The organism is Boseongicola sp. (assembly GCF_057460485.1).
In genome coordinates this window covers 1-25452 of sequence record NZ_JBVCWP010000005.1, presented here as the reverse complement: position 1 = coordinate 25452, position 25452 = coordinate 1, and the positions used below count along the sequence as shown (strand labels likewise).

At 59.2% G+C, this 25452-nt stretch carries 29 protein-coding genes; 10 read left to right on the top strand and 19 right to left on the bottom strand.

The window, feature by feature from the left end:
• Positions 1-168: 168 nt before the first annotated feature.
• Both AC221Y_RS01880 and AC221Y_RS01875 read left to right on the top strand, forming a co-directional pair.
• The gene (locus tag AC221Y_RS01880) at positions 169-1068 is read left to right on the top strand and encodes an NAD(P)-dependent oxidoreductase (protein WP_299749927.1); all 900 of its coding nucleotides are present in this window, start codon (positions 169-171) and stop codon (positions 1066-1068) included.
• Between the two features lie 84 nt (positions 1069-1152).
• Positions 1153-2016 carry a sugar phosphate isomerase/epimerase family protein gene (locus tag AC221Y_RS01875; protein WP_299749930.1) on the top strand — a complete coding sequence of 288 codons (864 nt, stop codon included), beginning with the start codon at positions 1153-1155 and terminating at the stop codon, positions 2014-2016.
• 4 nt (positions 2017-2020) lie between these two features.
• Here AC221Y_RS01875 and AC221Y_RS01870 read toward each other — a convergent pair whose 3' ends face one another.
• The 4 genes from AC221Y_RS01870 to AC221Y_RS01855 are packed head-to-tail and all read right to left on the bottom strand — an operon-like array spanning position 2021 to position 4916.
• Positions 2021-2620: a pyridoxamine 5'-phosphate oxidase family protein gene (locus AC221Y_RS01870; RefSeq protein WP_299749933.1), complete on the bottom strand. Its 600-nt coding sequence runs from the start codon at positions 2618-2620 to the stop codon at positions 2021-2023.
• Positions 2617-3333, bottom strand: a complete 717-nt coding sequence (locus AC221Y_RS01865) for a lysophospholipid acyltransferase family protein (RefSeq protein ID WP_299749936.1) — start codon at positions 3331-3333, stop codon at positions 2617-2619. The genes AC221Y_RS01870 and AC221Y_RS01865 overlap by 4 nt, the downstream gene beginning before the upstream one ends.
• 3 nt (positions 3334-3336) lie before the next feature.
• Positions 3337-4227: a cell division protein FtsX gene (locus AC221Y_RS01860; protein ID WP_299749940.1), complete on the bottom strand. Its 891-nt coding sequence runs from the start codon at positions 4225-4227 to the stop codon at positions 3337-3339.
• On the bottom strand, positions 4224-4916 hold the full coding sequence (locus AC221Y_RS01855; RefSeq protein ID WP_486706698.1) for a cell division ATP-binding protein FtsE: 693 nt from the start codon (positions 4914-4916) through the stop codon (positions 4224-4226). The genes AC221Y_RS01860 and AC221Y_RS01855 overlap by 4 nt, the downstream gene beginning before the upstream one ends.
• A 148-nt stretch (positions 4917-5064) precedes the next feature.
• Here AC221Y_RS01855 and AC221Y_RS01850 point away from each other — a divergent pair, with 148 nt between their 5' ends.
• Positions 5065-6039, top strand: coding sequence for a zinc-ribbon domain-containing protein (locus AC221Y_RS01850; RefSeq protein WP_299749943.1), 975 nt, complete (start codon positions 5065-5067; stop codon positions 6037-6039).
• Positions 6040-6045: 6 nt separating this feature from the next.
• Here the strand turns inward: AC221Y_RS01850 and rnr are convergent, their stop codons facing one another.
• The 9 genes from rnr to AC221Y_RS01805 all read right to left on the bottom strand — a co-directional run bounded on the left by rnr (position 6046) and on the right by AC221Y_RS01805 (position 14258).
• Positions 6046-8289 carry a ribonuclease R gene (gene rnr, locus AC221Y_RS01845; protein WP_299749946.1) on the bottom strand — a complete coding sequence of 748 codons (2244 nt, stop codon included), beginning with the start codon at positions 8287-8289 and terminating at the stop codon, positions 6046-6048.
• Between the two features lie 110 nt (positions 8290-8399).
• On the bottom strand, positions 8400-8942 hold the full coding sequence (locus AC221Y_RS01840) for a TIGR04282 family arsenosugar biosynthesis glycosyltransferase (protein ID WP_299749968.1): 543 nt from the start codon (positions 8940-8942) through the stop codon (positions 8400-8402).
• A gap of 20 nt (positions 8943-8962) precedes the next feature.
• Positions 8963-9382 carry a GNAT family N-acetyltransferase gene (locus tag AC221Y_RS01835; RefSeq protein ID WP_299749949.1) on the bottom strand — a complete coding sequence of 140 codons (420 nt, stop codon included), beginning with the start codon at positions 9380-9382 and terminating at the stop codon, positions 8963-8965.
• Between the two features lie 4 nt (positions 9383-9386).
• Positions 9387-10532, bottom strand: a complete 1146-nt coding sequence (gene dapE, locus AC221Y_RS01830; RefSeq protein WP_299749953.1) for a succinyl-diaminopimelate desuccinylase — start codon at positions 10530-10532, stop codon at positions 9387-9389.
• A 31-nt stretch (positions 10533-10563) separates the two neighbouring features.
• Entirely contained in the window at positions 10564-11211 is a 648-nt protein-coding gene (locus AC221Y_RS01825) for an HAD hydrolase-like protein (RefSeq protein WP_299749956.1), read from the bottom strand.
• Positions 11208-11546, bottom strand: coding sequence for a hypothetical protein (locus tag AC221Y_RS01820; protein WP_299749959.1), 339 nt, complete (start codon positions 11544-11546; stop codon positions 11208-11210). The genes AC221Y_RS01825 and AC221Y_RS01820 overlap by 4 nt, the downstream gene beginning before the upstream one ends.
• Positions 11547-11590: 44 nt before the next feature.
• Complete coding sequence (locus AC221Y_RS01815) at positions 11591-12079, bottom strand: hypothetical protein (RefSeq protein ID WP_486706697.1); 489 nt, start codon at positions 12077-12079, stop codon at positions 11591-11593.
• Positions 12080-12441: 362 nt separating this feature from the next.
• Positions 12442-13269 carry a 2,3,4,5-tetrahydropyridine-2,6-dicarboxylate N-succinyltransferase gene (gene dapD, locus AC221Y_RS01810; RefSeq protein WP_486706696.1) on the bottom strand — a complete coding sequence of 276 codons (828 nt, stop codon included), beginning with the start codon at positions 13267-13269 and terminating at the stop codon, positions 12442-12444.
• A 62-nt stretch (positions 13270-13331) separates the two neighbouring features.
• The gene (locus tag AC221Y_RS01805; RefSeq protein ID WP_299751983.1) at positions 13332-14258 is read right to left on the bottom strand and encodes a threonine/serine dehydratase; all 927 of its coding nucleotides are present in this window, start codon (positions 14256-14258) and stop codon (positions 13332-13334) included.
• 74 nt (positions 14259-14332) lie between these two features.
• On the opposite strand from AC221Y_RS01805, the gene AC221Y_RS01800 reads away from it, so the two are divergent.
• Positions 14333-15178, top strand: a complete 846-nt coding sequence (locus AC221Y_RS01800; protein WP_299751980.1) for an LOG family protein — start codon at positions 14333-14335, stop codon at positions 15176-15178.
• A gap of 62 nt (positions 15179-15240) precedes the next feature.
• Positions 15241-15480, top strand: coding sequence for a GlsB/YeaQ/YmgE family stress response membrane protein (locus tag AC221Y_RS01795; RefSeq protein ID WP_299751977.1), 240 nt, complete (start codon positions 15241-15243; stop codon positions 15478-15480).
• Here AC221Y_RS01795 and rlmN read toward each other — a convergent pair.
• On the bottom strand, positions 15477-16661 hold the full coding sequence (gene rlmN / locus AC221Y_RS01790; RefSeq protein ID WP_299751974.1) for a dual-specificity RNA methyltransferase RlmN: 1185 nt from the start codon (positions 16659-16661) through the stop codon (positions 15477-15479). The genes AC221Y_RS01795 and rlmN overlap by 4 nt on opposite strands.
• 73 nt (positions 16662-16734) lie before the next feature.
• The gene (locus tag AC221Y_RS01785; protein ID WP_486706695.1) at positions 16735-17262 is read right to left on the bottom strand and encodes an invasion associated locus B family protein; all 528 of its coding nucleotides are present in this window, start codon (positions 17260-17262) and stop codon (positions 16735-16737) included.
• 160 nt (positions 17263-17422) lie between these two features.
• Between AC221Y_RS01785 and AC221Y_RS01780 the strand changes: the two genes are divergently transcribed.
• The gene (locus tag AC221Y_RS01780; RefSeq protein WP_299751968.1) at positions 17423-18415 is read left to right on the top strand and encodes an asparaginase; all 993 of its coding nucleotides are present in this window, start codon (positions 17423-17425) and stop codon (positions 18413-18415) included.
• Positions 18416-18425: 10 nt separating this feature from the next.
• Here AC221Y_RS01780 and serB read toward each other — a convergent pair whose 3' ends face one another.
• Positions 18426-19292, bottom strand: a complete 867-nt coding sequence (gene serB / locus AC221Y_RS01775; protein WP_299751965.1) for a phosphoserine phosphatase SerB — start codon at positions 19290-19292, stop codon at positions 18426-18428.
• A 163-nt stretch (positions 19293-19455) separates the two neighbouring features.
• Between serB and AC221Y_RS01770 the strand changes: the two genes are divergently transcribed.
• The 3 genes from AC221Y_RS01770 (at position 19456) to AC221Y_RS01760 (ending at position 23115) form a co-directional block, all read left to right on the top strand.
• The gene (locus AC221Y_RS01770) at positions 19456-20610 is read left to right on the top strand and encodes a phosphoserine transaminase (RefSeq protein ID WP_299751963.1); all 1155 of its coding nucleotides are present in this window, start codon (positions 19456-19458) and stop codon (positions 20608-20610) included.
• Between the two features lie 85 nt (positions 20611-20695).
• Positions 20696-22288, top strand: a complete 1593-nt coding sequence (gene serA / locus AC221Y_RS01765) for a phosphoglycerate dehydrogenase (protein ID WP_299751960.1) — start codon at positions 20696-20698, stop codon at positions 22286-22288.
• 86 nt (positions 22289-22374) lie between these two features.
• Complete coding sequence (locus AC221Y_RS01760) at positions 22375-23115, top strand: metallophosphoesterase (RefSeq protein WP_486706694.1); 741 nt, start codon at positions 22375-22377, stop codon at positions 23113-23115.
• Here AC221Y_RS01760 and AC221Y_RS01755 read toward each other — a convergent pair.
• On the bottom strand, positions 23112-23315 hold the full coding sequence (locus AC221Y_RS01755; protein WP_299751955.1) for a hypothetical protein: 204 nt from the start codon (positions 23313-23315) through the stop codon (positions 23112-23114). The two genes, AC221Y_RS01760 and AC221Y_RS01755, sit on opposite strands and share 4 nt — an antisense overlap.
• On the bottom strand, positions 23312-23509 hold the full coding sequence (locus AC221Y_RS01750; RefSeq protein ID WP_299751952.1) for a DinB family protein: 198 nt from the start codon (positions 23507-23509) through the stop codon (positions 23312-23314). The genes AC221Y_RS01755 and AC221Y_RS01750 overlap by 4 nt, the downstream gene beginning before the upstream one ends.
• A gap of 381 nt (positions 23510-23890) precedes the next feature.
• On the opposite strand from AC221Y_RS01750, the gene AC221Y_RS01745 reads away from it, so the two are divergent.
• The gene (locus AC221Y_RS01745) at positions 23891-24451 is read left to right on the top strand and encodes a DUF2585 domain-containing protein (RefSeq protein WP_299751950.1); all 561 of its coding nucleotides are present in this window, start codon (positions 23891-23893) and stop codon (positions 24449-24451) included.
• On the opposite strand, the gene AC221Y_RS01740 is transcribed toward AC221Y_RS01745, so the two are convergent.
• Complete coding sequence (locus AC221Y_RS01740) at positions 24448-25407, bottom strand: fumarylacetoacetate hydrolase family protein (protein WP_486706693.1); 960 nt, start codon at positions 25405-25407, stop codon at positions 24448-24450. The genes AC221Y_RS01745 and AC221Y_RS01740 overlap by 4 nt on opposite strands.
• Positions 25408-25452 lie beyond the last annotated feature (45 nt).

The window sequence follows — 25452 nt, the reverse complement described above, 5'->3', positions numbered from 1 at the left end:
GTTCTGGTGCTAGCGTGGGGTTACCTAACCGGGCAGCGGGGTGTCTTCCGGACCCGCCCGACGTCAAGAATGACGCGTGAAATCCCCGCAGAACCGGCGTGCTTTCAGGCACGCTTTTTCTGAAACGCACCGGCCGTTTGCTCGGTGCTAAAATACGGGAGATCAGAGATGAAAACAGTTGGTGTTGTCGGGCTTGGGGATATGGGCAGCGGATTGGCGCTGAACCTTATCAAAAATGGTTTCGATGTGGTTGGGATAGACTTGAAGCCCGAGCGAATGGCGGCCTTTGCCGATATGGGCGGGCGTGCTGGAACGCTGAGCGAGATCGGGCGGGCGTCGGCCGCCGTCTTTGTCATGGTGATGAAGGGCGACGACGCGAAGGACGTGATCTTTGACCCGGATGGGCTGATGGCCAATATGGCCGAGGGCTCGGCGGTGATTTTGAGCGCAACGGTGAAGCCAAGCGAGGCCCGCGCGATTGGTGCGGCGATGGAAGGGTCAGGCGTTCATCTGATTGATACACCAGTGTCGGGCGGGTTCCCGGGCGCGCAGGCGGGCACGTTAACCATGATGGCGGCAGCTTCCGGGGATGTGCTGGACGCGTTTGCGCCGGTGATGGAGGCGGTTTCGGCGAATATCCATCGGGTCGGTGACAAGCCCGGGGATGGGCAGACGGTGAAAGCCTGCTTGCAATCGCTGATCGGGGCACAATTTTCGGCGACGTTCGAGGCGGCGGCTTTGGCCGCTAAGGCGGGGGTTTCGGGGCAGGTTTTGCTGGACGTGTTTTCGACCTCTTCAGCGGGCTGTGGTGTGGTGAACAACGCGCTTGAGAAGATCATAGATCGCCAGTTTGAGGGCACCGGAAGCCACATCAATACGATGCACAAGGACCTTACAATCTCGATGGGATTGGGCGAGGAACTTGGTGTGCCGCTTCATACGGCGGGGTCGGCGATGCAGATATTTCATGCAGGGCGGACGAAGTATCCAAACGGGGACAACTGGGTATGCACGCGGGTGATTGAGGAGATCGTCGGCGCGGAATTGCACCGTGATCCGAATGTGTGATGGCGGCGTCGGCGCTTTCGCGCCCGGAGGGCGCTCTGCCCCTCATCCCGAGGTATTTGAAAAGGATGAAGGGAGACCGTGTCGATGAAACTTGGTGTTATCTGCGACGGGATTAGTCGGGATCTGGGTCATACCGTTGATGTGATGGATGAATTTGGGTTGGAATACGCAGAGCTGCAGTTTGTCGGCAGACATGAGGTGGGGGATCATTCGCCCGCCGAGATCGCTGGGATCGATGCGCTCTTACGGGATCGGGGAAAGCCAGTGTCGTGTCTTTCGCGGCATGTGTTTGCGGGGATGACGTCGGCCAACCGGCCGGGTGATGACCTTCATACGACCCATATGGATGCGCTGAAGCGGGTGATCGATATGGCGCATGTGGTGGGGTCCCCGTTGGTACGGATCATGACGCAGAAGAAGGAGCAGATCCTTTGGGGCAGTCATGGTGCTGAAAAGTGGAACGTCGCCCATGGAGCATGGGACACGATGGCGCCGATGATTGCGCCTGCCGTTGAACTCGCGCGCGCCGAGGGCGTGGTTCTGGTGGTCGAAACCGGGAATGGGACGATGGTCAATTCCAACTATACGGCGCGGCGGCTGATCGACGAGTTGGATGCCAAGGACGCTTTGCAGGTGCTTTGGGATCCGGCGAACAATTGCTGGTGTCATGAGCGGGCCTATCCCGAGGGCTACGACGCGGTGCGCGGTGGCTATCTGGGGCATGTGCATATCAAGGATGTGAAGGTGGATACACCGCGCGCGACCCTGGAGATACGGCCCATGGGCGAGGGGCAGTTGGGGCCTTTGTTTGGCGATATTGCCGAAGCCTTAAAAGCCGATGGCTATGACGGGGTGGTGTCGTTCGAGAGCGTTTACCATCCAGGAGACGGGGACTTCGAGGCCGGGTTCCGTCAGAATATCGGGGCGTTCAAGGCGCTGTTTGGCTGAGGCTTTACCAGAGAGATTTCTCGGCGCGGGCGGGCCATTCAAGATCGAAGTCGGCGCCGCCAACCTCGCCCGAGGTCATCTCTTTCAAGATGTCTCCCGGACTTGGCAGGCCGTCGCTTTCGTCGCCTGCTGTCCAGAGGCGTGCCCGCATGATGGCGCGGGCGCACTGGAAGTAAACCTGCGTGATGCCGATCACGATGACCGAGCGCGGGTGCGCACCGTCGCGTTCGAAACGGGTGAGCATGTCGGGGTCTGCAGTGACTTTGGCGTTGCCATTGATCCGCACGACGTTGGTTGATCCCGGCACCATGAACATCAGCGAAACGCGTGGATCGCGGACGATATTGCGCAGGCTATCGATGCGGTTGTTGCCGCGCCAATCAGGCATCGCAAGGGTTCTATCGTCAATCTCCGTCACGACGGGGCTGTCGTCTCCGCGCGGGCTGCCGTCAGACCCTTCGGGGCCGACGGTGGTCAGAACGCAGAACCGCGAGGCCATAATCCAGCGGCGATACACAGGCACCATCCGGTCCGCGACTTTGCGCGTGGAAGGTGCTTTGGGCGTGCCATAAAGCGCTTCGAGTTGTTCGATGGTTTCGATCATTGGGGGCCTCTTGCTTCGGCGAGAAGTCGGTCAGAGTTGGTTTCAACCGTCTCTTCGAGTTTAACCATGAACTCTTTGACGCCGAGGCCCGGCGGTATCGGGTCGAGGAATTCGACGACAGCGGTGCCGGGAAGTCTGAGGTAACCGCGTTTGGGCCAGAAGTGACCTATATTGGTGGCGATGGGAATGCAGGTCTGGCCAAGCTGATTATAGAGAAAGCCGGTACCAGCTTTGTATGGTTTTTTGTCGTCGGGTGCGACGCGGGTGCCTTGGGGGTAGATCACCAGTTGGCCCGGATAGCTGCGGCCCTTTTCGACGTCGGCTTTCATTTTGTTGATGGCTTGCCCGCGCTTGCCACGGTCAACCGGAATGCAGCCAGCGCGCAAGGCATACCAGCCAAGAAGCGGAGCGTAGATCAGCTCGCGTTTCATGATGAATTTGCCACGCGGGATGGCGTGGTAAATCACGATGATATCGAAGAAAGACTGGTGTTTTGCCGCGATCATCACTTCGTCCACCGGAGGTGTACCGCGGACTTCTACCTTGAGGCCAATCATCCATGAGGCGCACCAGATGCTGAAGCGGCACCATTCGTGGCAGGCTTTGACGGCCCATTTCGCGTCCCAAATTGCGAAGGGGGCAAAGACGATTGCGTAGCACAGCATCGAGACATAGAGCGTGATGTTGAACAGCATTGATCGGGCAAGTTGCATGGGCTATCCGGCCTCTTTCAAGCGGCGCGCGGCGGCGGCGCGGGTGGCGGCGAAGGCAAGCGCGGCGGCGGCCAGTGGAACCAGAAGCGGCCAGATCCATTCCGCTCCCTGAAAGCCAACGGCGCTGGCAAGACCACCCCCTGCAACCGTGGGGATTAGGGCGACCGCGAAAAGGCCGATGATCGTGCCCGCGGCGGCACCGGCAAGCGTGCGCAAACTGAAACGGCGGGTAAAGGCGCGGGTGATATAGCTGTCTTCCGCTCCCACAAGGCGCAAGACATCGATCACCTGGCCATTTGCGGAAATAGCGGCCGAGGCGGCAAGGGCGACGGTGACCCCGGTAACAATTGCGATAAGAAGCAGCGCGATAAGCGAAAGCGTGCGCAACCCGCGCGCGGCGTCGACCATAGGTGCGCGCCAGCGGCCGTGGTCGTCATAGACGGCTCCGGGCGCTTCGGCGGCAAGGCGTTGGCGCAGGCCTATCACGTCGGGGCCATTTTCAGTCAGAGTGACGTCGATCAGGATCGGCAGACGCAGGGTTTCAATCGGCAGATCAGAGCCAAACCATGGTTGCAACAAAAGCGCCTGTTCATCGTTCGACAGCCGTCTTGTGCCACCAATGCCGGGGGTTTGAGACAGGATAGTTTCAACCGTCTCGGCCTGAACAGCGGCCATCTCGACCGGAGCGGAAATGCGGACTGTTGCAGTGTCAGCAAGCGAGGCTTCCCAGTCGCCCGCCTGCCGTCCAGCAGACAACGCGAGGGCAAGAACGAAGACTGCCAGGAAGGCCATGGCGGCGGCGCAAGCGATTGTGAGCATCGCGGTGTAGCCAGTGCGGGGGACGACGCTTTCGGCAGAGGTATCGCCCTTGAGCAGGAGGAGAAGCGCGTTCAAAGTTCGGCTCCGGCAAGTTCGACAGCACCGTCGCGCAGACGCAGAACACGGGTCGAAACGCGTGTTTTTGCCTGCCTTATCAGAGACATATCATGCGTAGCGCAAAGCACAGTTTTGCCTAAGAGGTTGAGTTCAATCAGAAGGCCAAGGATTTTCAGCGACATTTCCCAGTCGACGTTGCCGGTGGGTTCGTCCGCCAAAATGATGTCAGGTGACAAGATCACAGCACGGGCAAGGGCGGCGCGTTGGCGTTCGCCGCCCGACAATTCGGGCGGGCGATGATCGGAGAGCGCGTTCAGACCAACCCAGTTCATCAGCTCGGACATATCGGTGCGCGCGGCCTCGACGTTTCCGCCGGACACGGTCACCGGAAGCAGCACGTTTTCAGCGACACTTAGGTGGTCGATGAAGCGGCAATCCTGATGCACAACGCCGATGCGGCGGCGCAGGCGGGCGATGGCGTCGCGGTCCATGTGGCCCGTGTCTTCGTCAAAGAGCGTGACGCGGCCTTCGGTCGGCTGCAGTTCGCCGTAGCAAAGTTTGATGAGGGTGGTTTTGCCCGCGCCAGAGGGCCCCGTGAGGAAGTGAAAGCTGCCCGGCGCAAGTTGAAGCGACACGTCTCGAAAGAGCGTGTTGTCGCTATAACTCATTGTGACAGAGTTCAGCGCGATTGCAGATCGGTCAGCCATGTCGCGACGCTTTTGCCTTAGTCGTGAGATGCATGCAACGACGCTTTGAGTTCGGCGTGGAAAGTGGTAAACACCAGCGAACGCCGAAACGGGCTGTGGTGAACACCGGTCCGGCGGCATAGAGGCTAAAAAGAGCAAGGGCAATAAGATGCGATTGATCTGTCCCAATTGCACGGCGCAATACGAAGTCGACGCAACCATGATCCCCGACGAGGGACGTGACGTGCAATGTTCGAATTGCGGGCACACGTGGTACGAGCTTGCACCGCAGGCAAAAGAAGCTTTGGCGCCCGATGCCGCGCCGGACGTCGATCCCGAACCATGGGAGACGCCTGAGGTTGAGGCGGACGGCGACCCCGAGATTGCGCCGGGGCCTGAGTTGGAGCCGGAACCAGAATTTGAACCTGCGTCCGAAATTATGTCTGAGGCACCGGAGCCGGAGGTTGAGGAGCCTTGGGAAGCGGAACGTAAACCTGAACCTACGCCTGAACCGGAAGACGACGAGGATGACGACGATCAGGACGACAGTTGGGACTGGCCGGAAACACGTCTGCTTTCCCCGGCGGAAGACCCTGACACGCCCGTGGGGGCCAAGCTGTCCAACATGCGGCGTCCGGCGGATGTGGCAGCCCTTGATTTGCTGCGCGAAGAGGCCGAGCGTGAGATTTCTAGGCGCAAGCCGTCAACCACTTCATCGCTTGAGGTTCAGACCGATTTCAGCCTGGACGCCCCTGCCGAAGAAGAGACCCCGTCGCGGGCTTTGAAGGCGCGGATGGCGCGACTTAATACGCGCGATGCCTTGGCAGAAGCGGAAGACGAATACGTCGAGCCACGGCGCGAATTGCTGCCGGATATGGATGAAATCAACTCGACCTTGCGACCCGGTGGGGACCGCGACACCCGGCATGCGCGCTCGCCCGACGAAGAGTTGCTGCATCGCAAAGGCTTCCGGATTGGGTTTGTGGCCTCGGTTGGAATCGCGGCCGTGATGGTGATCGCCTATGCATGGGCGCCGTCGATTGCATCTGCCCTGCCACCCACGGAAGGCGCTTTGATTTCTTATGTGGATGTCGCGAATTCAGCGCGAGATGCGCTTGACACTCTGTTCGGTGGCGGTGCTTAGCCTGTCTTAACGCTTGCGCGTGACTTTCCGCTTTTTGCTGGCCGCTTTGGTTGCTTTGCGCCGCACGGGGCCGCCGCGACGACGCGAGGTGGGGCCGCGTTTGATAGCTTTGCCGTCGACGTTGAGCAGTTCCAGCATCAGGCCGCCGGTGACCGGGACGGCTTCGGCCAGGCGCACCGTGACGCGCAGGCCAAGACCAAGCGTCAGGCCGGTGTCAGAGCCTTGGAGCGTTTGGCTGTCAGCGTCGAAGTGGAAGAATTCCGAGCCAAGCGAACGCACCGGGATCAACCCGTCAGCGCCGGTTTCATCAAGTTTCACGAAAGCGCCGAACCGTTGAATGCCCGAGATACGGCCCGTCAGTTCGGCGCCGATCCGATCAGACAGGAACGCCGCCAAGTAGCGATCGGAGGTGTCGCGTTCGGCGATCATCGAACGGCGTTCGGTATCAGAGATATGCATGCCAGTTTCTTCAAGGTTTTCGACCTCTTGGTGAGACAGGCCGTCGTCACCCCATTTGTGGGCCGACACAAGCGCACGGTGGACGATCAGGTCAGCGTAGCGCCGGATCGGCGAGGTGAAGTGAGCGTAAGATTGCAGCGCAAGACCGAAGTGGCCGAAGTTTTGCGGAGCGTAATAGGCTTGGGTCATTGACCGCAATGTGGCGATATTGATCTGTTCGCTGTAGTCCGTGCCAGCAGCGGCGTGCAACAAGCGGTTAAGGTGCGCGGTCTTAAGGACCTGCCCCTTTGCAAGCGTGAGGCCCGCAGATTGTGCTGTTTCGCGCAGAGCGTCGAGTTTTTCAGGGTTCGGTTCCTCGTGGACGCGGTACAGGAGCGGTTGCTTTTTCGCGACAAGCGTTTCGGCAGCGGCGACGTTGGCCAGCACCATAAATTCCTCGATCAGCTTGTGCGCATCAAGGCGGTCTCTGAAAGCAACGGATGTGACGCGGCCGTCGTCGTTCAGGATGATCTTTCGCTCGGGCAGATCCAGATCAAGCGGCTGGCGTGCTTCGCGTGCTTTTTTAAGGGCAGCGTAGGCGGCGTACAGCGGCTTCAAAACACAATCAAGAAGCGGCGCGGTGCGGTCGTTCGGCCTGCCGTCGATAGCATCCTGCACTTCTTCGTAGTGCAGAGATGCCAGAGATTTCATCAGGCCGCGCACGAATTTATGACCGATCTTTTCCCCCGCCGTGTTGATCTGCATTCTGACGGCAAGGCAAGCGCGCGGCACCCCTTCGTGAAGCGAGCAGAGATCACCCGACAAACGATCCGGCAGCATCGGCACGACTCGGTCGGGGAAATAGGTTGAATTGCCGCGCTTGCGCGCCTCCTGGTCAAGCGCTGATCCGGAGCGGATATAATGAGCGACATCGGCGATAGCGACCCAGACGACATGGCCACCTTCGTTTTTGGGATCATCATCGGCGTGGGCGAAGCAAGCGTCGTCGTGATCGCGGGCATCGCTTGGGTCGATGGTGATCAGCGGCATTTCCGTGAGATCTTCGCGAGCCTTGAGGTCTGCGGGCTTCATCCCGTCAGCTTCTGCTATGGCCTCATCAGGGAAGTCATCGGGGATGCCGTGTTGGTGGATCGCGATGAGCGAGACGGCTTTGGGCGCAGACGGATTCCCAAGCCGGGCGACGATGCGCGCCTTGGGCAGGCCCATGCGGTCCTTCGGGCCGGCCTGTTCGGCTTCGACCAATTCGCCGTCTTTCGCGCCGTTTATGGCGTCGCTTCCGACACGCCATTCGCGGTCAGCGCCTTTGTCGATCGGCAGGATACGGCCGCCTTCGGCGTGTTTGCGGAAAACACCCAACAGGCGTTTAGGGTTCGTGCCGATGCGGCGAATGAGGCGGCCTTCATAGGCGTGATCTTCGTCTTTGACCTGAGTTAGACGGGCAAGGATGCGGTCTCCTGCGCCAAGGGCGGGTTCGGAGGCCTTCAGGATCAGGAGGACGCTGGGTTCGGCGCCTTCGCCCTCCCATTCAAGCGGGCGGGCGAAGAGGTCGCCATCGGCGTTTGGTTCGATAACTTGCAGAACTGAAACGGGCGGCAGGCTCTCGGGATCACGGTAGGTCTTGCGATGCTTTTCAAGGTGGCCGTCTTCTGCAAGCTCTTTCAGCAGGCGTTTAAGGTCGATGCGGGCCGCGCCTTTGATGCCAAAGGCTTTGCCGATGTCACGCTTGTTGGTCCGGGTCGGATTTTCCGAGATCCATGCGAGAATTTCGTCTTTTGTGGGGATGCTTGCCATGCGTGCGGGCTATCATGGGGCGTGGCGCGCGTCACGAGGGATTTATCTTACGGGAGCGCTGCCCCGTCCGCCTCATGCGCCCCCCCCAAGGTGTTTTTGAATGGGTGACGTCAGAGATCGGTTGCAGTGTCGACGTCGCGCAGGGTGGCGGTTTTGGCGATAGGGGTGGGGAGGGTTTTTTCTGTGTCTTTCAGCGCGTGCTCGGTTGACCAGCGGACGTTTTGGAACAGGGTCGGTGGCGCACGCCGGGGGTGTTTCACGCCGACGAGCCAGTAGCCGCCGTCGGGGGCGGGGCCAAGGACGGACGCGTTTTCGCCCAGAACGCGAAAAGCCTGCGCGATATGGGGGGAGGTTACGCCGGGGATGTCCGCACCGATAACCAGGGTCGGGCCTGTGGTGGAGCGCAGCATGCGGGCCATGCGGTCCCCGAGGTTTCCAGGGCCTTGAGGGAGCCGTGCGATATCTTCAGGCCAGACGCGGCTTTGCAGGCCTTCGCGGTCCGGCGCAACAGCGAGGATGATGTGCCAGCGCGGGTCCCGCAGGCGGCGGATCAACGCGCGGGTTTGGTGACGAAACCACCACGCCGCGTGGGTCATGCCGATGTCGCGTCCCAAACGAGTTTTGGCGTAGCCGGGGCGCGGTTCTTTGACCATGATGACGAGGGTCGGCTGCCTCACAGCGGGCGAACCATTTCCTGATGCGGCATGCCTGCGTCGACAAACTCGTCGCCTATCTGGCCGAATCCGAGGGATTCGTAGAAGGCGACGGCCTCGATCTGTGCGCCAAGACGGGCTTCGGTCAGGTGCGGGCGGGACGCGAACTCTGCAAGGGCGGCGCGCACGATGGCGGCTCCTATACCTTTGCCGCGGTGAGCTTTAAGAACGGCAAGGCGGCCAATTTTGCCCGTGGTGCCTTTTTCGAGGAGCCGCGCGGTGCCGACCGGGCTGCCGTTGTCGGTGGCGAGCAGATGCGTGGCAGTATCGTCCAAACCGTCAATGTCTTCTTCAAGGCCGATGCCCTGTTCTACCACGAAAACCAGTTTCCGGATCATGTGGCAGGTATCGATATCGCGGGTCGTGGTGATCTTGGTCATGACGTTAGCTTGCGAAATAGTCGTCAAGGATGCGGGCGTAGATCGCCTTCAGGCCGTGGATGTCGGAAAGCTCGACCCGCTCATCGACCTGATGCATGGTTTGCCCGACCAGGCCGAATTCGACCACGGGACAATGGGATTTCACAAAGCGCGCGTCCGAAGTGCCGCCGGTGGTGGACAGTTCTGGCGTGACGCCGGTTTCGGCTTCGACCGCTTTGGCGATCAGGTCCGACAAAGCACCCGGCGGGGTGACGAAGCTTTCGCCTGACACTTGGATTTTCATCGCGATGTCTATGCCTGTTTCATCCGCAACGGCGGCGGCTTGCACTTTTAACCAGTCCGTCAGAGTCGCCGAGGAATGGCTGTCGTTGAAGCGGATGTTGACGGTGGACCGACAAGCGGCGGGGATCACGTTGTTGGCTGGATTTCCCGTATCAAAGGTGGTGACGGCCAGCGTTGAGGCGTCGAAGTGATCCGTGCCATCATCAAGCGCGTGGGTCGCAAGGCGATCCATCAGGCGGGCAAGTGCGGGGACCGGATTCTTTGCGCGATGCGGATAGGCCGAGTGACCCTGCACGCCGGTCGCGGTGAAATAGGCGGTCATCGAGCCGCGACGACCGATCTTGATGGTATCGCCAAGCGTGTTCGGGCAGGTCGGCTCGCCCACAAGGCAGACGTCCATCGCCTCGCCGTTAGTGTCCATCCAGTCGAGAATAGCGCGCGTGCCGTCGATGCCCATGTCTTCTTCATCGCCGGTTAGGGTGATCATGATCGCACCGTCGGGCGGGTTGGTCCGGGCGCGGTCAACAGCGGCGGCGACAAAGGCCGCAACGCCGGATTTCATATCCGCGGCGCCGCGTCCGAACATCGTGGTGCCGTCGATATGCGCGCTGAACGGCGGATAGGTCCAATCGGCGGGATCACCAACGGGCACCACATCAGTGTGGCCGTTGAAGCCGAAGGTTTTGGCATGACCCTTGGGGCCGAAGCGGGCAACAAGGTTCAGGATATTGCCCCGGTCAGCGCGGAAGGTGTCAAAGCCTGCCTCTTTCAGAAGCGAGGCCAAAAGCGGAATGGCACCGCCGTCTTCAGGGGTGACAGAGGCGCACTGGATCAGTCGTGCAGTGAGGTCAGCGGGGTCAATGGTCATAACAACGTGCTACATTGGCCGTTACGCGACTTCAACGCCCGGAATGTGTGAGGATCGCTGACACGGCGTCCGGCAATTGCGAGGCATGGTCGATTAGGGTCGCGGCTCCGACCCAGTCTTCCGGTGTGCCATAGCCCCAGCGCACCGCAATCGCGGGCATGCCAACTTCGGCTGCAGCCCCCATGTCGTGATAGCGATCGCCAGCCATAACCGATGCGTCCGCCGTTTCGCCCGTTTTCTCCAGCGCATAGGCGAGAAGATCGCCCTTCCAGTTGCGGGTACCATCAAGCTCGGGGCCGAACTCAGCCGTCATGAAGGGTGCAAGGCCGAAATGCGCTGTGATTTGCGTGGCATAGGCGTGAGGTTTGGCAGTCATGAGGTAAAGGCGGTGGCCAGCATCGCGCATGGCTTGAAGAGCAGGGATGATGCCGTCGTAGATTTCGGCATCGTACATTCCCGAAGCCTGGTAATGGATGCGGTAGGCGTCAAGGATCGGGTCCGGGTTGGCAATGCCAAGCTTAGCGAAACTATCGATGAAAGGGGGCCCGATCATCCAGGTCAGATCACTGGTGGCGTGGTCATCCATGCCGTGGGTTGCAAAGGCATGCGACAGCGATCCGGTGATGCCGGGCCGCGAATCCATTAACGTTCCGTCAAGATCAAGGAAAACGGCGGTCATTTTTTATCCTCGAAAAAGGGGGTCATTTGCGCGACGATAACGGCGTTGTCGTCCAATGCGCGCTGCATCAGTGCGCGTTCTTCATCGTCGATCTCGTGGCCTCCGGCCTCGCGTTCCTCAACGGTGCCATAGCCGGTGACGTCCAAAGGCGCGACATCGGCTTTTTTCAACACGGCAACAGCCTCGCGGACCGCTTCGGCCTCGTCCACGCCGGTGGCATAACATACAAGCGCACCGCCGGTCGCACCCTTTGGCAAACCGTCACCGTCTTTGCGGCCGATCTGTATAAGAAGCGTGAAGACCTGCTGCGGTCGGGATGTCTTGTCCTTTGCCATGCGACTTTACCTGTCAGACACGAACGCTGGGTGCAAGACGCAGATCAGCTCTTCCAGGGGATCAAAGTAACGGTGGCAGGCTCGGGCGGTGCGAGACCTTCGGGGCGCTGGTAGAGGTTTCGAAACGCCGCCAAAGCAGGCCCCGAAACTTTATCGATCAGGGACCAGATCCACCCGACTTCGGTGGCGTCAGCCCCGGCAAGGATGGCCGAGGTTAAAGATCGCTCGCCGCTACCATCCAAAAGCGTCAGGACGGCCTCTCGCGTCATCTTCAGACATTTCGCAGGCTCCTGAGCGGGCCCAAGGTCGATCCGCCCGGCAAGTTCGGCCGCTTTGAACGCCCTCATCAGCGCCGCGCGCAACGCGGGACAGACAAGAGCGTATTGGGCGTGAAAGGCCACCCAATTCCAGTAAAGCGTATCAGGCGGATCGTCTGCCTGGCGCATATCCGTCAAGACCAAGGCGGTCGCGAACAGGAAGATCGGGAAATCATCATCCGGCAGAGCGGCGGCCAACAAGATCGAAGTATGCACGTCGAAATCGCCTGGATGACGGAATTTTGTGCCCCACGACACAATAGGGGCCAAAATACAGGTACCATTGCCCGTCAAAGACAGGAAACCGGCGATCAACCGCGATCGGGTATCTTGCGACGTCTAGCGGAGCATAGCCCCCAAATCACCAAGCGCCTGGCGTGAGCGGCAACCATCCGCTGAACTCTTAAACATGGCGAATAGATACCCCACGCAAAGCACTCCAGGGGTATTGCCGGGACCGGTCTGAGCTTCTTTCGGTAAAAAAAGTCCTTGGGGGTGAATTTTCCAAGAGGCAAAAACGGGGCAGAAAGCCCCTTCTTTTTTTAAGGATCGAATGCGCCGAAAGGCGCTCTATCTGATCAGTCGCGCAGCAGCTCGTTGATCGCAGTTTTCGAGCGGGTGCGCTCGTCCACGCGCTTTACGATCACCGCGCAATACAGGTTAACACCGTTCTTGGATGGCAGCGATCCCGCCACAACCACCGAATAGGGCGGCACTTCGCCGTACATCACTTCGCCCGTCTCGCGATCGACGATCTTGGTGGATTGGCCGATGAACACGCCCATGCCCAGAACCGCGCCTTCGCGCACAATGCAGCCTTCGACGACTTCCGAACGCGCACCGATGAAGCAGTTGTCTTCGATGATCGTCGGACCCGCCTGCATCGGCTCCAACACGCCGCCAATGCCGACGCCACCAGACAGATGCACGTTCTTGCCAATCTGTGCGCAGGACCCGACCGTGGCCCATGTATCAACCATCGTTCCGCTGTCGACATAGGCGCCGAGGTTCACGAAGCTTGGCATCAGTACAACGCCGGGCGCGATATAGGCGGACTTGCGAACAACGCAGCTTGGCACAGCGCGGAAACCGGCCGCACCCCACTCATCGTCGCCCCAGTCCTTCCACTTGCTGTCGACCTTATCCCACCAGGCACCGCCTTGGGCCGACCCGGTCTGCCGTTCCATGTCTTTCAGACGAAAGCCCAGAAGCACGGCCTTTTTCGCCCATTGGTTCACATGCCATGTGCCGTCTTCACCACGTTCGGCGACGCGCAACTTTCCACCGTCAAGCGCATTCAGCGTGTCTTCGATGGCATCACGGCTTTCGCCCGTTGTGGCGGGCGTGATCTGGTCGCGGGTTTCCCACGCGCTTTCGATGGCGGTTTCAAGTTGGGCGTTGGACATCTTGGTTTCCCCTTGGGTCTAGCGTTGTCGCGCCATTTAGCCTGCGCCGCGCAAAAGGGCAATCAGTCGAAGGGGCCGGGCGCTGGATTGGCGCCGCAAACGAGGACGGCAACGGTCTCGTTTTTTGCCGGCTGGTAGGCCGCGGACATCAGCGCGGCCAAGGCCGCAGCACCCGCCGGTTCAACCCATTGGCGGCAGGTCTTCCACAGAGCGGCTTGCGCTTTGGCGATAGCCTCATCGGTCACTGTGACAGTGGCGATTTGATGCTTTGTCGCCAGATCGAAGCAGATCTGTCCAATCTGGCGCGCACCCAGCGCATTGGCCGCAATCCCGCTGACCTCGACGTCTACAGGCCGGCCCGCAGCGATTGCCGCGTTAAGCGTCGGAGCCAGTTCGGGTTCGACCGCGACGATATTGCGCCGCCCCTGCAACCACGCGAGCGCGCCACCGATCAGACCGCCGCCGCCAACCGCGATCAGGATCGTGTCAGCATCAAGGTTCTGGGATTCCCACTCGCGGAGAAGTGTGCCCTGCCCCGCCACGGTCATCGGCGCATCATAAGCGTGGATTTGCATCGCGCCGGTTTCGACTTCAAAAGCCATCGCCGCTGACAGGGCCTCTGCATACGTGCCCGAAACGACGTGGAGGTCTGCGCCGGTTTCGCGGATCAGAGCAATCTTCGACGGGCCTGCAAGCTCAGGCACATAGATCGTCGCCTTGTGCCCCAAAGCGCGCGCGGCATACGCAACCGCGGCCCCATGATTGCCACCCGACGCCGCAACGACACCTGCTTTTGGCACGCCCGACGACAGCAATGTGGTGAAAGCACCGCGCACTTTGAAACTGCCGGTGGCTTGTGTGTTCTCAAGTTTCAGCGCGACTTCACGGCCCTGAATGAGGCCAGAGGTTTCAAGGATCGGTGTGCGATGAATATGGGGTTCTATAAGCGTCCCTGCGCGTGCGATTTCTTCGACTGTTGGTGCGTTCACGGTAGGAATTCCCCCATTGGACAAGCTTCGACCTTCCTGCCATGCAAGGGGTCCGAGTGACAAGGAGCCGCCCCATGATGGATGATCATCGCCACAGATTTCGCGACGCACACCAAGACATCGAAACCGCAAAGGGCATCCCCGATACGCCACAAACGAGGTCGCCGTCCTATGCCTTGGCTTTTGCGGATCCGGAGTTTCTGTGCCGCGAAGAATTGCGACCTGTGCGGCTTCAGCTTGAACTGTTGAAGCCCGAGATGCTGATGGCGGAATACGGGATCAAGTCGACCGTGGTGCTGTTTGGCGGCGCGCGCATTCCTGACCCGGTTAAAAAAGATAAAGCGCGCACGAAGACCTTGGCAGATTTGTCGACGTTTTACGATGAGGCGCGCGAGTTTGCGAAGATCATCACCGAACGATCCATGGCCGAAGGCAAGGGCGAGAACGTCATCGTCACCGGTGGTGGTCCCGGCGTGATGGAGGCGGGCAACCGCGGTGCCGAGGACGCGGGTGGCGTGTCGATTGGTCTGAATATCGTGCTTCCGCACGAGCAGGCGCCGAACTCTTATGTGACGCCGGAACTGGCATTCAATTTCCACTATTTCGCGATCCGAAAGATGCATTTCCTGATGCGCGCATCAGCAATTGCGGTGTTCCCTGGCGGCTTCGGTACGCTTGACGAGCTGTTTGAGACGTTGACCCTGATCCAGACAGGACGGATGGAACGCGTGCCATTTCTTTTGTTCGGTCGGAAGTTCTGGGAAACGATCATCAACTGGGATGCTTTGTCCAAAGCAGGCACGATTTCTGCGGACGATATTGACCTGTTCCGCTTCGTGGATACAGCGGATGAGGCGATGGAATGTATGGACAACTGGCACCTGCCAGCCACCAAACGGGATGGCATACCGGGACGGTAAGGCCTTGCATCCGTGTGGGCCAGTGATCACTTTAAGATTGGGTAGCGACGAAGGATCTTGAGATGAATTTGATTGCATTTTTGATTATCGGCGGCCTTGCCGGCTGGCTGGCCTCGAAGTTCATGAACAAAAGCTCGGGGCTTTTGTTGAATTTGCTGGTTGGCATTGCCGGCGCTTACATCGGTGGGTTCTTAAGCGGCGCTGTCGGGCTTTCGGCAACAGGCATTGTCGGCGAGCTGATCGTCGCGACAATCGGCGCTGTGGTACTTTTGTGGGTGATCGGACGGCTTAAGAAAGCCTAACCCAAGCCCGCCTCAGCCGCGATTTCTTTGCGGGATTTACGCTCGCGTTCTGTCGCCGACTTCAACTGACCGCAGGCCGCCATAATATCTTCGCCGCGCGGTTTGCGGATAGGAGACGCGTAGCCCGCATTGTAGATGATGTCGGCGAAGGCCTTGATGCGCGACCAGTCAGAACGCTCGTAGGGTGCACCTGGCCATTCGTTGAACGGGATCAGGTTAATTTTGGCAGGAATGCCCTCGATCAGCTTGATCAGACGGCGGGCGTCTTCGTCGCTATCGTTCACGTCTTTTAACATCACATATTCAAACGTTATGCGTTCCGAATTCGACACTTTCGGATACTCGCGCAGCGCTTCGACAAGATCGGCAATGGGCCAGCGCTTGTTGATCGGAACCAACTTGCTGCGAATTTCGTCTGTGGTGCCATGGAAGCTGATGGCAAGCATGCAGCCGATCTCGGTCGCTGTGCGGGCAATTTCGGGGACAACACCACTGGTCGAGAGCGTGATGCGGCGGCGGCTGAGGGAAATGCCCTCGGGGTCCATGGCGATCTTCATCGCGTCGCGGACGTTCTCGAAGTTATAAAGCGGCTCGCCCATCCCCATAAGGACAATGTTCGACAAGCGGCGCGGGCCGGAGTCGCCCGTGCCCTGCCCCGGTGCGGGCCATTCATTAAGATCGTCGCGCGCCACCATGATCTGACCGACGATCTCGCCCGCAGTCAGATTACGCACCAGTTTTTGCGTGCCGGTGTGACAGAACGAACAGGTCAGCGTGCAGCCAACCTGACTGGAAACGCACAACGTGCCGCGATCAGTTTCCGGGATGTAGACGACCTCGACTTCGTGGCCACCAGCGATCCTAACGAGATATTTGCGCGTTCCGTCTTCGCTGACCTCGCGCGTAACGACCTGCGGGATGGCAAGGACGAAGTTGTCTGCAAGCAACGCGCGATAGTCCTTAGAAAGGTTCGTCATCTCAGCAAAGTCGCGCGCGCCCCAATGGTAAATCCACTGCCAAAGCTGGTTCACACGCATCTTGGCCTGCTTTTCAGGAGTGCCGACAGCAATCAGCGCGTCTTTCAATTGCGGGCGGGTCAATCCAACAAGGTTTACAGGCCCCTCGGGGATTTTCCGGGGGATCGTCAGAACGTCTTGCGTGATCGGTGCATCAGTAGCCATGGCCGTTATCCTTTGGTCAAGCTGGGGATATAGGCGAAGCGCAGGCGATACCCAAGGGGAAAGCCCGGCTAGGTCAGCCGGCGCAGTTCGTCTCGGCCTGTTCGATCATTGCGGTCGCACCCAAAAGCGAGAATGTGTCCTTTGTCTGCGTGCCGCGCGACGAGCGCGCGGTCAATACTGCGTTTGTGCCGCGCTTCATGGCTGTCACGATCTTCTGGTCGTCGGCGGGCGTTGCAGGCCAAGCGTATTCGCCTTCGGAAAAAAGCTCGAAACTTAAACCGGCGACTTCCATCGTCACGGTCGAGCCTTCGGCGAAAGGATAGCCGCCTGTGAAGCTGACTTCGCCAGCGATGTTTTGTGCTGGACGATACGTCACAAACAACAGGATATCGCCCCGACGGACTGAAACACTGCGCCCATCGCGAGTGTTTGTAGTCTCTTTCGGCGCAGTTACGGCCCAGCATTCCTTCGGGTCTTCGCCTTCGAACACGGCCCAGTCGGTGTCTGCCGCCACGCGGTTCGTGACCTCCTGAGCCATTGCGCCACTTGCGGAAAATACCAGAAAACTTGCGGAAATCATCGCCTTTATCGGTGCTGTCATAGTCTTTGCCTTTTGCCCTTCGCCCCCGCTCGCGCCCTTATTTACTGGGGTCGGCAGGTCGTGAATGCCCCTTATCAATTTGGCATGAATAGCGTATCTCGGCGTAAAGATGGAACCCCCTGCGGCGGAAATTTGCCGTGAAGCATTTGCGAGCTCTTTCATGGCGGATGCTGGGCTTTTGGCGCAGGCCACACGCGGACCCTTTGTAGAGTCTTCTCACCTTGGTCATGCAGTGATTGCGCGGGCCGATGGGTCGATTGTGGAAAGCTGGGGCAACCCGGACGAGCTTGTTTTTGCACGCTCATCTGCGAAAATGATCCAGGCATTGCCTTTGGTTGAAAGCGGTGCGGGCGCGGGGCTGACGGCTGAGCAACTGGCGCTGGCTTGTGCGTCGCACGCCGGCGAGCGCGTGCATCTGTCGCGGGTGAACCGGTGGCTGGATGATCTGGGTCTTGATGATCACGCTTTGTGCTGCGGACCCCAAGCGTCGAGCGATCCGGATTTTGCCAACCATATGATCCGGCAGGGTACGGATTTACCACGCGCTTTGAACGAGTGTTCGGGCAAGCACGCGGGCTTTTTGACGTTGAACCAGCACTTGGGTGGCGGTGCAGGTTATGTCGACCCCGATCATCCGGTGCAAAGGGCGGTGCGCGAGGCGTTCGAGGACGTGACGGGGCGCGACAGCCCGGGGTTTGGAATTGACGGGTGTTGTGCGCCGACCTTTGCGACAGCCCTACGCGGTGTGGCGCGCGCGATGGCAGTTTATGCAAGTGCGGATGGAAAGTCCGATGCGCGATCAAAGGCGGCGGTAGCATTGCGCGATGCGCTGATCGCGTACCCCGATATGGTTGCGGGAACCGGGCGCAATTGCACGCTTTTGATGCGGGCGGCGTCTGAGCCTGTGGCCGTGAAGTACGGCGCGGAAGGGTTCTTTGCGGCAATGTTGCCGCGCCAAAACCTTGGGATCGCGTTGAAGGTCAGCGATGGCGCGATGCGAGGGGCCGCGGCTGCGATTGCTGCGCTTTTGGTGCGGCTTGGTGCGTTGGACCCCGGCCATCCGGTTGTCGCGGATTTTCTGGAGCGCCCCGTAAAGAACCGCGATGGTTTGGTGACTGGCGTTGTGCGGCCAGCGGCGGGCTTGGCGGGCTAGAAACCCCGGGTCAGACGAAATCTGATTTGGCATAGCCTTGCAGGTAAAGAAGTGCCGTGAGGTCGCCGTGGTTGACTTTGATCGGGGCGGCAGCGGCGACAGTGGGTTTTGCGTGAAGTGCGACCCCCATTCCGGCGTGGTGGATCATGGCCAGGTCATTCGCTCCGTCTCCTACAGCGACGGCATCTTCGGGAGAAATGCCGAGGCGCGCTGTGATCTCGTTCAGGGCGTCGACTTTGGCCTCCTGCCCAAGGATCGGGCGTTGGACGTATCCCGAAAGCTGGTCGCCATCTGTCAGCAGCGTGTTGGCGCGGTTTTCGTCAAAACCAAAGCGGGCGGCGATGGCGGAGGTGAATTGCACGAAGCCACCGGAGACGAGGGCCGCGTAGGCGCCGTTGGCCTTCATCGTGTTGAGGAGGATTTCGCCGCCTGGTGCCAGCGTGATGCGGGTGTCGAGGACGGTTTGGATGACCGACAGTGGCAGGCCTTTCAGGAGGCCGACACGTTCGTCTATGGCGGCCTCGAAGTTCAGTTCTCCATTCATCGCGCGGGCCGTAATGTCGGCGACGCGTTCGCCCACGCCAGCTTCTGCCGCCAGTTCGTCGATACATTCCTGACCGATCATCGTGCTGTCCATATCGGCGATCAGAAGGCGCTTTTTGCGGCTCTCCGCAGGAACTATATTCAGGTCGACGCCTATCGCGGCGAGGTTCGCGCGGACCATTTCAAAATTGGAAGGTATTGTTTCAACAGGGAATTCCGCGGCTTCATCGGGTGCCAGCCATTGCGCGGAGCCCGCGCCGAACGCCGTTTGTAGCGACGTGACAAGGGCCGGGTCAAGTTTTCCGGGGGCGGCGATAAGAGAGATAGCTTGCATGTCAGATCCGGGATTTCCGATGATAAACAGGTCCGGTTTTACAGCGACCCTTTTTCGCCCTCTACCGTCATATTGGCGCTTGCGAAAGCCCCCGTGCGTCCGTAAATCTGTCGGCGGGACACCCTTCCCCAACGAAGGGCGCTTATCTGGAAGGATAGCAGCAATGGCTACGAACACACCGGCAACGCGGCCGGCTAATCCGCGTTTTTCATCTGGCCCTTGCGCCAAGCCCCCCACATTTACGCTTGAAGCCCTGGCGGATGCCCCGCTTGGTCGATCGCATCGTGCGGCTGTCGGCAAAGCCAAGTTGAAGGCCGCGATTGAGCGAACCCGCAGCATTTTGGGCATACCTGAAGATTATTTGATCGGCATTGTTCCAGCGTCCGATACCGGAGCTGTTGAGATGGCGATGTGGAACTTGCTGGGCGAACGCCCGGTTGAAATGCTGGCTTGGGAGAGCTTTGGCGCGGGATGGGTCACCGACGCTGTGAAGCAGCTGAAACTGGATGCGACTGTGCATACAGCGAACTACGGCGAGATCGTTGATTTGGGAGCCGTAGACTGGGACCGTGACGTGGTTTTCACATGGAACGGCACGACAAGCGGTGTGCGGGTGCCTGCGTCTTTTGATATTCCGGTCGACCGTGCAGGACTGACGATCTGCGATGCAACGTCTGCAGCTTTCGCGCAGGATTTACCTTGGGACCGCTTGGACGTTGTCACCTATTCCTGGCAAAAAGTGCTGGGCGGCGAAGCGGCACATGGAATGATTATTCTGTCTCCACGTGCTGTAGAGCGTCTTGAAAGTTATACACCTTCCTGGCCGCTGCCGAAGATTTTCCGTCTAACCAAGGGCGGCAAGGTTATCGGTGACATCTTTGACGGCGCGACGATCAACACGCCGTCGATGCTCTGCGTTGAGGATTACCTGAACGCCTTGGATTGGGCGGAAAGCGTTGGCGGTCTCGCCGGATTAATCGGCCGCGCCGATGCGAATGCGAGCGTGATCCATGCGTTTTGCGAGGCGCGCGCCTGGATCGATAATCTGGCGGCGGACCCTGCATTGCGCTCGAACACCAGCGTCTGTCTGAAGTTCACTGATGCGCGAATCACCGATGGCGTTACATTTGCCAAGGCCGTTGCAAAGCGGCTGGAAGCGGAAGGTGTGGCCTTGGATATCGGGGCGTACCGCGACGCGCCTGCGGGACTTCGGATCTGGTGTGGGGCGACCGTTGAAACCTCGGATCTTGAGGCCTTGATGCCGTGGCTTGATTGGGCATTCGAGACCGAGATTGCCGCGCTTTCCGTCGCAGCATGAGCATATGGCGGGGTGATCCCCAGCCGACCAGATAATTTTAAAATTTAGGGCGGGAGTGATCCTGCCACTCCGAAGGACTAAACACATGCCTAAAGTACTTGTATCGGACACGCTGTCCGAAACCGCCGTTCAGATTTTCCGCGACCGTGGGATTGATGTTGATTTTGAACCCGGCCTTGGCAAGGACAAGGATCGGCTTCTGGAAGTCATCGGTCAGTATGACGGTCTTGCGATCCGCTCGGCCACGAAAGTCACCGCAAAGATTTTGGCGGCAGCCACAAACCTCAAGGTCATTGGCCGCGCCGGGATTGGGGTCGACAATGTCGATATTCCGGCCGCCTCGAAAAAGGGTGTGATCGTGATGAACACGCCGTTCGGCAATTCGATCACGACGGCGGAACATGCCATTGCGATGATGTTTGCCGTTGCGCGGCAAATCCCCGAAGCAAGTGCCTCAACCCATGCGGGCAAGTGGGAAAAGTCACGGTTTATGGGGGTTGAGCTGACGGCCAAGACGCTTGGTGTGATCGGCGCCGGCAATATTGGCGGGATCGTTTGTGACCGTGGGCGGGCGCTGAAGATGAAAGTCATCGCCTATGATCCGTTCCTAAGCGAAGACCATGCCGCGAAACTGGGTGTGACGAAAGTTGAGTTAGATGAGCTACTGGGACGATCCGATTTCATCACCTTCCACGTTCCGCTGACCGACAAGACGCGCAATATCCTGTCGCGCGAAAACATCGCCAAGCTAAAGCCCGGCGTACGGATTGTGAACTGCGCGCGCGGTGGTTTGGTCGACGAGGAAGCCTTGGCCGAGGCGTTGAAAGACGGTCGCGTGGCCGGTGCTGCGTTTGACGTCTTTGCAGTGGAGCCTGCCACGGACAGCCCCCTGTTCAATCTCCCAAACGTTGTTGTGACGCCACATCTTGGCGCTGCCACGACCGAAGCACAGGAGAACGTGGCGCTTCAGGTGGCCGAGCAGATGTCGGATTATTTGCTGACAGGCGCGGTGTCGAACGCGCTAAATATGCCGTCGGTCACGGCGGAAGAAGCCAAGGTCATGGGGCCCTGGTTGAAGTTGGCCGCACATCTAGGTGCGTTTGTCGGGCAACTGACGGACGAACCCGTGCGCGCGATCAATGTCCTTTACGACGGACAAGTAGCCCAGATGAATACAGCGGCCTTGAACGCAAGTGTCATCGCCGGGATCATGAAAGCCGCGAACCCCGACGTGAATATGGTGTCGGCACCGATCATCGCGAAGGATCGTGGTATTGATATTTCGACCACAACGCAGGACAAAACAGGCGCGTTTGATGCCTATATCAAGCTGACAGTGGTGACGGACGAGCGTGAACGGTCAATTGCGGGGACGGTTTTCTCAGACGGTAAGCCTCGGTTCATTCAGATTAAGGGCATCACCATCGACGCCGAAGTGGGTGCGCACATGGTCTACACAACGAACGAGGACGTGCCCGGCATAATCGGCGCGCTTGGTAACACGATGGGCGCACACGGCGTGAACATCGCGAACTTTACGCTGGGTCGCTCGGTCAAAGGGCAGGACGCAATCGCGCTTTTGTACGTCGACGAGGCCGTGCCGGATCAGGCGATTAGAGCTTTAAAAGAGACGGGTTTGTTCACCCAAGTGCGCCCGCTGCAGTTCGAAGTCGAGTGACCTCTAAGCCATTTTGAAACTTTTAACGGGGCAGGACGAGTATGAAACTTCTTGCCCCGACCAAAGGCCGGACCTAAGCCCATCTCATGAGTGACCGAGTTTATGCCATAGGCGATGTACATGGCCATCTGGAGCAACTTCAGATCGCCCATCGTCGCATTGCGATTGACGCAGCCTCGAGCAGTGGCACGTCTCCGGTTATTCATATCGGCGACTTGACGGACCGCGGGCCGAATAGCCGCGGTGTTATCCAGTTCCTGATGGACGGGATGGATGCCGGTGCGGATTGGTTGGTCGTCAAAGGCAACCACGACCGGTTCTTCTCGAATTATGTGCGGACCGGCGAAGTCACCGACGCCCGGTTACGCAAAGATCTGAATTGGCTCAGCCCATCGATGGGTGGGCGGGATACCTTGAAGTCCTACGGCATCGAAAAGCGCACGCTTGAGGGGGCTGCAAAGTTTCATGCGCGCGCGAAGAAAGCGGTACCCGAGGCGCATGTGGCATTCATCGAGAAAATGCCTTTGTATCACCGCCTGGGGGATATGATTTTCGTCCATGCGGGAATTCGACCCGGATTTTCTATGGATACGCAGGACGAGGACGATCTTTTGTGGATACGTGACGAGTTTTTGTGGCGGTTGGAAAGCCATGAGGCCTTGATCGTGCATGGCCACACGCCGATTGACGAGCCGACCCATTACGGCAACCGCGTGAATATCGACACGGGCGCAGGATATGGTCACGAGCTTGTGCCGGTGGTGTTTGAAGATGGCGCGTGCTTTGCGCTGACCGATGACGGGCGCGTTCCGGTCGAAGCGCACTAGCGATCTTTGCACACCCACAGGTGCCATGCCGCAGGAGCAGCACTTCCCCCAAGAAATGCAAAGGCGATCACGCCAGGTTCCACAGCGACCATATTTATCTGGACGCCCTTTATGGCAAGCGCCACGCCACAAAGCGCAAGTGCGGCGATGGATGCCCAGAAGCGAAACAGGAATTCACCGCGCATGGGGCCGTATTTCACGCCCAATAGGCCCAAGCCGAAGGCCCCCGGCCACAGGTCAGGTAGAAATCATCAAGCTGACGCGGTGGGATCCCGGCGTCTGACAGTTGCACATGCGCCTGGCCACAGTGGTGGGTTTGGTGCTGGACCAGATGCGCAAGTAGCGCGACGACGGTTTCCTCGACCGGGCCGCTTGCGCGCTCCGTCACCCGCATTTAGGCAACTATATTGTCAGTTATTTTCCCGCAGAGTGTGGTGAAGCGCAGGTCGGCTTCATACTGCTTTTGTCCAAGCATGAACGGGTCGTCGATGTCCGGGCCGTCAGAAACGGATCGACCGAAATCACCGCTTTCCAGTACATCGAGATAGTAAAGATCGGCCGCATTGATGTGGTTGAGCGTTTACGACAGCGAGGAAAAGGACCCCGGGCGCGCAGCGGTGAAGGTATCGGGCGGCAACGTTTGTACCGACTTGTAATGCGTAGCGTTCGCCCAGGCACGATTAAGGGCCATCGCAAGCAACGGCGCTTTTTGTGCATTCATCCGGTCAGACCTTTTTTGCTGGACGCATTGATGATGCCGTGATTCTTTTAGGTCATGCAACGCGCGCTGACACCTTATGCCGCCACGGCGCTGATCCTTGTGACCATGGCGGTTTGGCTGTTGTGGATTGGACGCGAACCGATCTGCACCTGTGGAGTGGTGAAGCTTTGGCACGGGCAAACCATGTCGAGCGAGAACTCTCAGCATTTGTCGGACTGGTACACGCCAAGCCACATACTGCATGGCATTCTGTTTTACGGTCTGCTTTGGCTGATGGCCCGGCGCGTTTCCGTGCCTTGGCGACTGTCGATTGCCACGCTGGTCGAGGCCGCTTGGGAGATCGTCGAGAACTCGGATACGATCATCGAACGCTACCGCGCCGTGACGATTTCACTAGATTACTTCGGTGACTCTATTGTCAATTCGATCGCGGATGTTTTGGCAATGTGGGTTGGCTTCTGGCTTGCCGGACGGCTACCGGTCTGGGCAAGCGTGCTGATCGTGTTCGTCTTTGAGGGCGTGACCATGTGGGTTATCCGCGACGGGTTGGCGTTGAACATCATCATGCTTTTGTACCCGCTTGATATCATCCGCGACTGGCAGAGCGTCGGTTAGGGATCAAGTTGCAAAGTCTGGTCGATAGCGCCGAAAATCAACTGACCGGTTTCATCTTCCATCCAGATACGCACGCGGTCGCCGGTCTTGAGGAACGGGGTTACGGGCGCGCCGTTCAGGATCGTCTCGACCATGCGCTGCTCTGCGATACACGAATATCCGCGCCCGCCTGCGGCAACCGGTGTGCCGGGGCCTCCGTGCGGACCACGGTTCGACACAGTACCCGACCCGATGACCGTCCCTGCTGGCAGGTCGCGGGTCTTGGCAGCATGCGCGATCAAATCACCGAAATCGAAAGTCATATCCACGCCGGCATTGGCGCGCCCGAAGGGCGCGCCGTTCAGATCGACGTTCAACACACCGTGCAATTTGCGCCCGTCCCAGCCCGGAAGTGCGTCGGGCGTGACGGCGACAGGGGAACAGGCAGAAATGGGCTTGGAATGGACGAAGCCAAACCCCTTGGACAACTCGTCAGGAATCAGATTGCGCAAGGATATGTCGTTCAAAAGCATGACGTAGGCCACACATCCCGCAGCTTCTTCGGCTGAAATACCTTGATGAACCTCGGTCGTGATAACCGCAATCTCAGCCTCAAAATCAACGCCCCAGCCGGCCTGCCCCCTGATCACATCACCAGCAGCGGCAAACACCGACAGGCCCTGATACATCAGCGGGTCTGTCCAGAATCGCGCAGGCATTTCCGCGCCGCGCGCGCGGCGAACAAGATCAACGTGGTTTACATAAGCCGATCCATCAAGGAACTGGTGACCGCGCGGCAACGGCGCGGCACACTGTGTGAGATCAAAGGCGTGGTCCGTGACCTCCGGTACCAGCCGATCCAAATCAAGCGCGGCCTGCAATGTCGCGTCTGTACACCATCGACACGTTTTCAGATTGTCAGAGACAACAACCAACCGCCCGTCCCGGCCTCCAAGACCCAAAGTTGCTATCTTCACCGTCTGGTCCTTCTTTCTGATCCTTCTTTGGGTTCAAAAATCCTG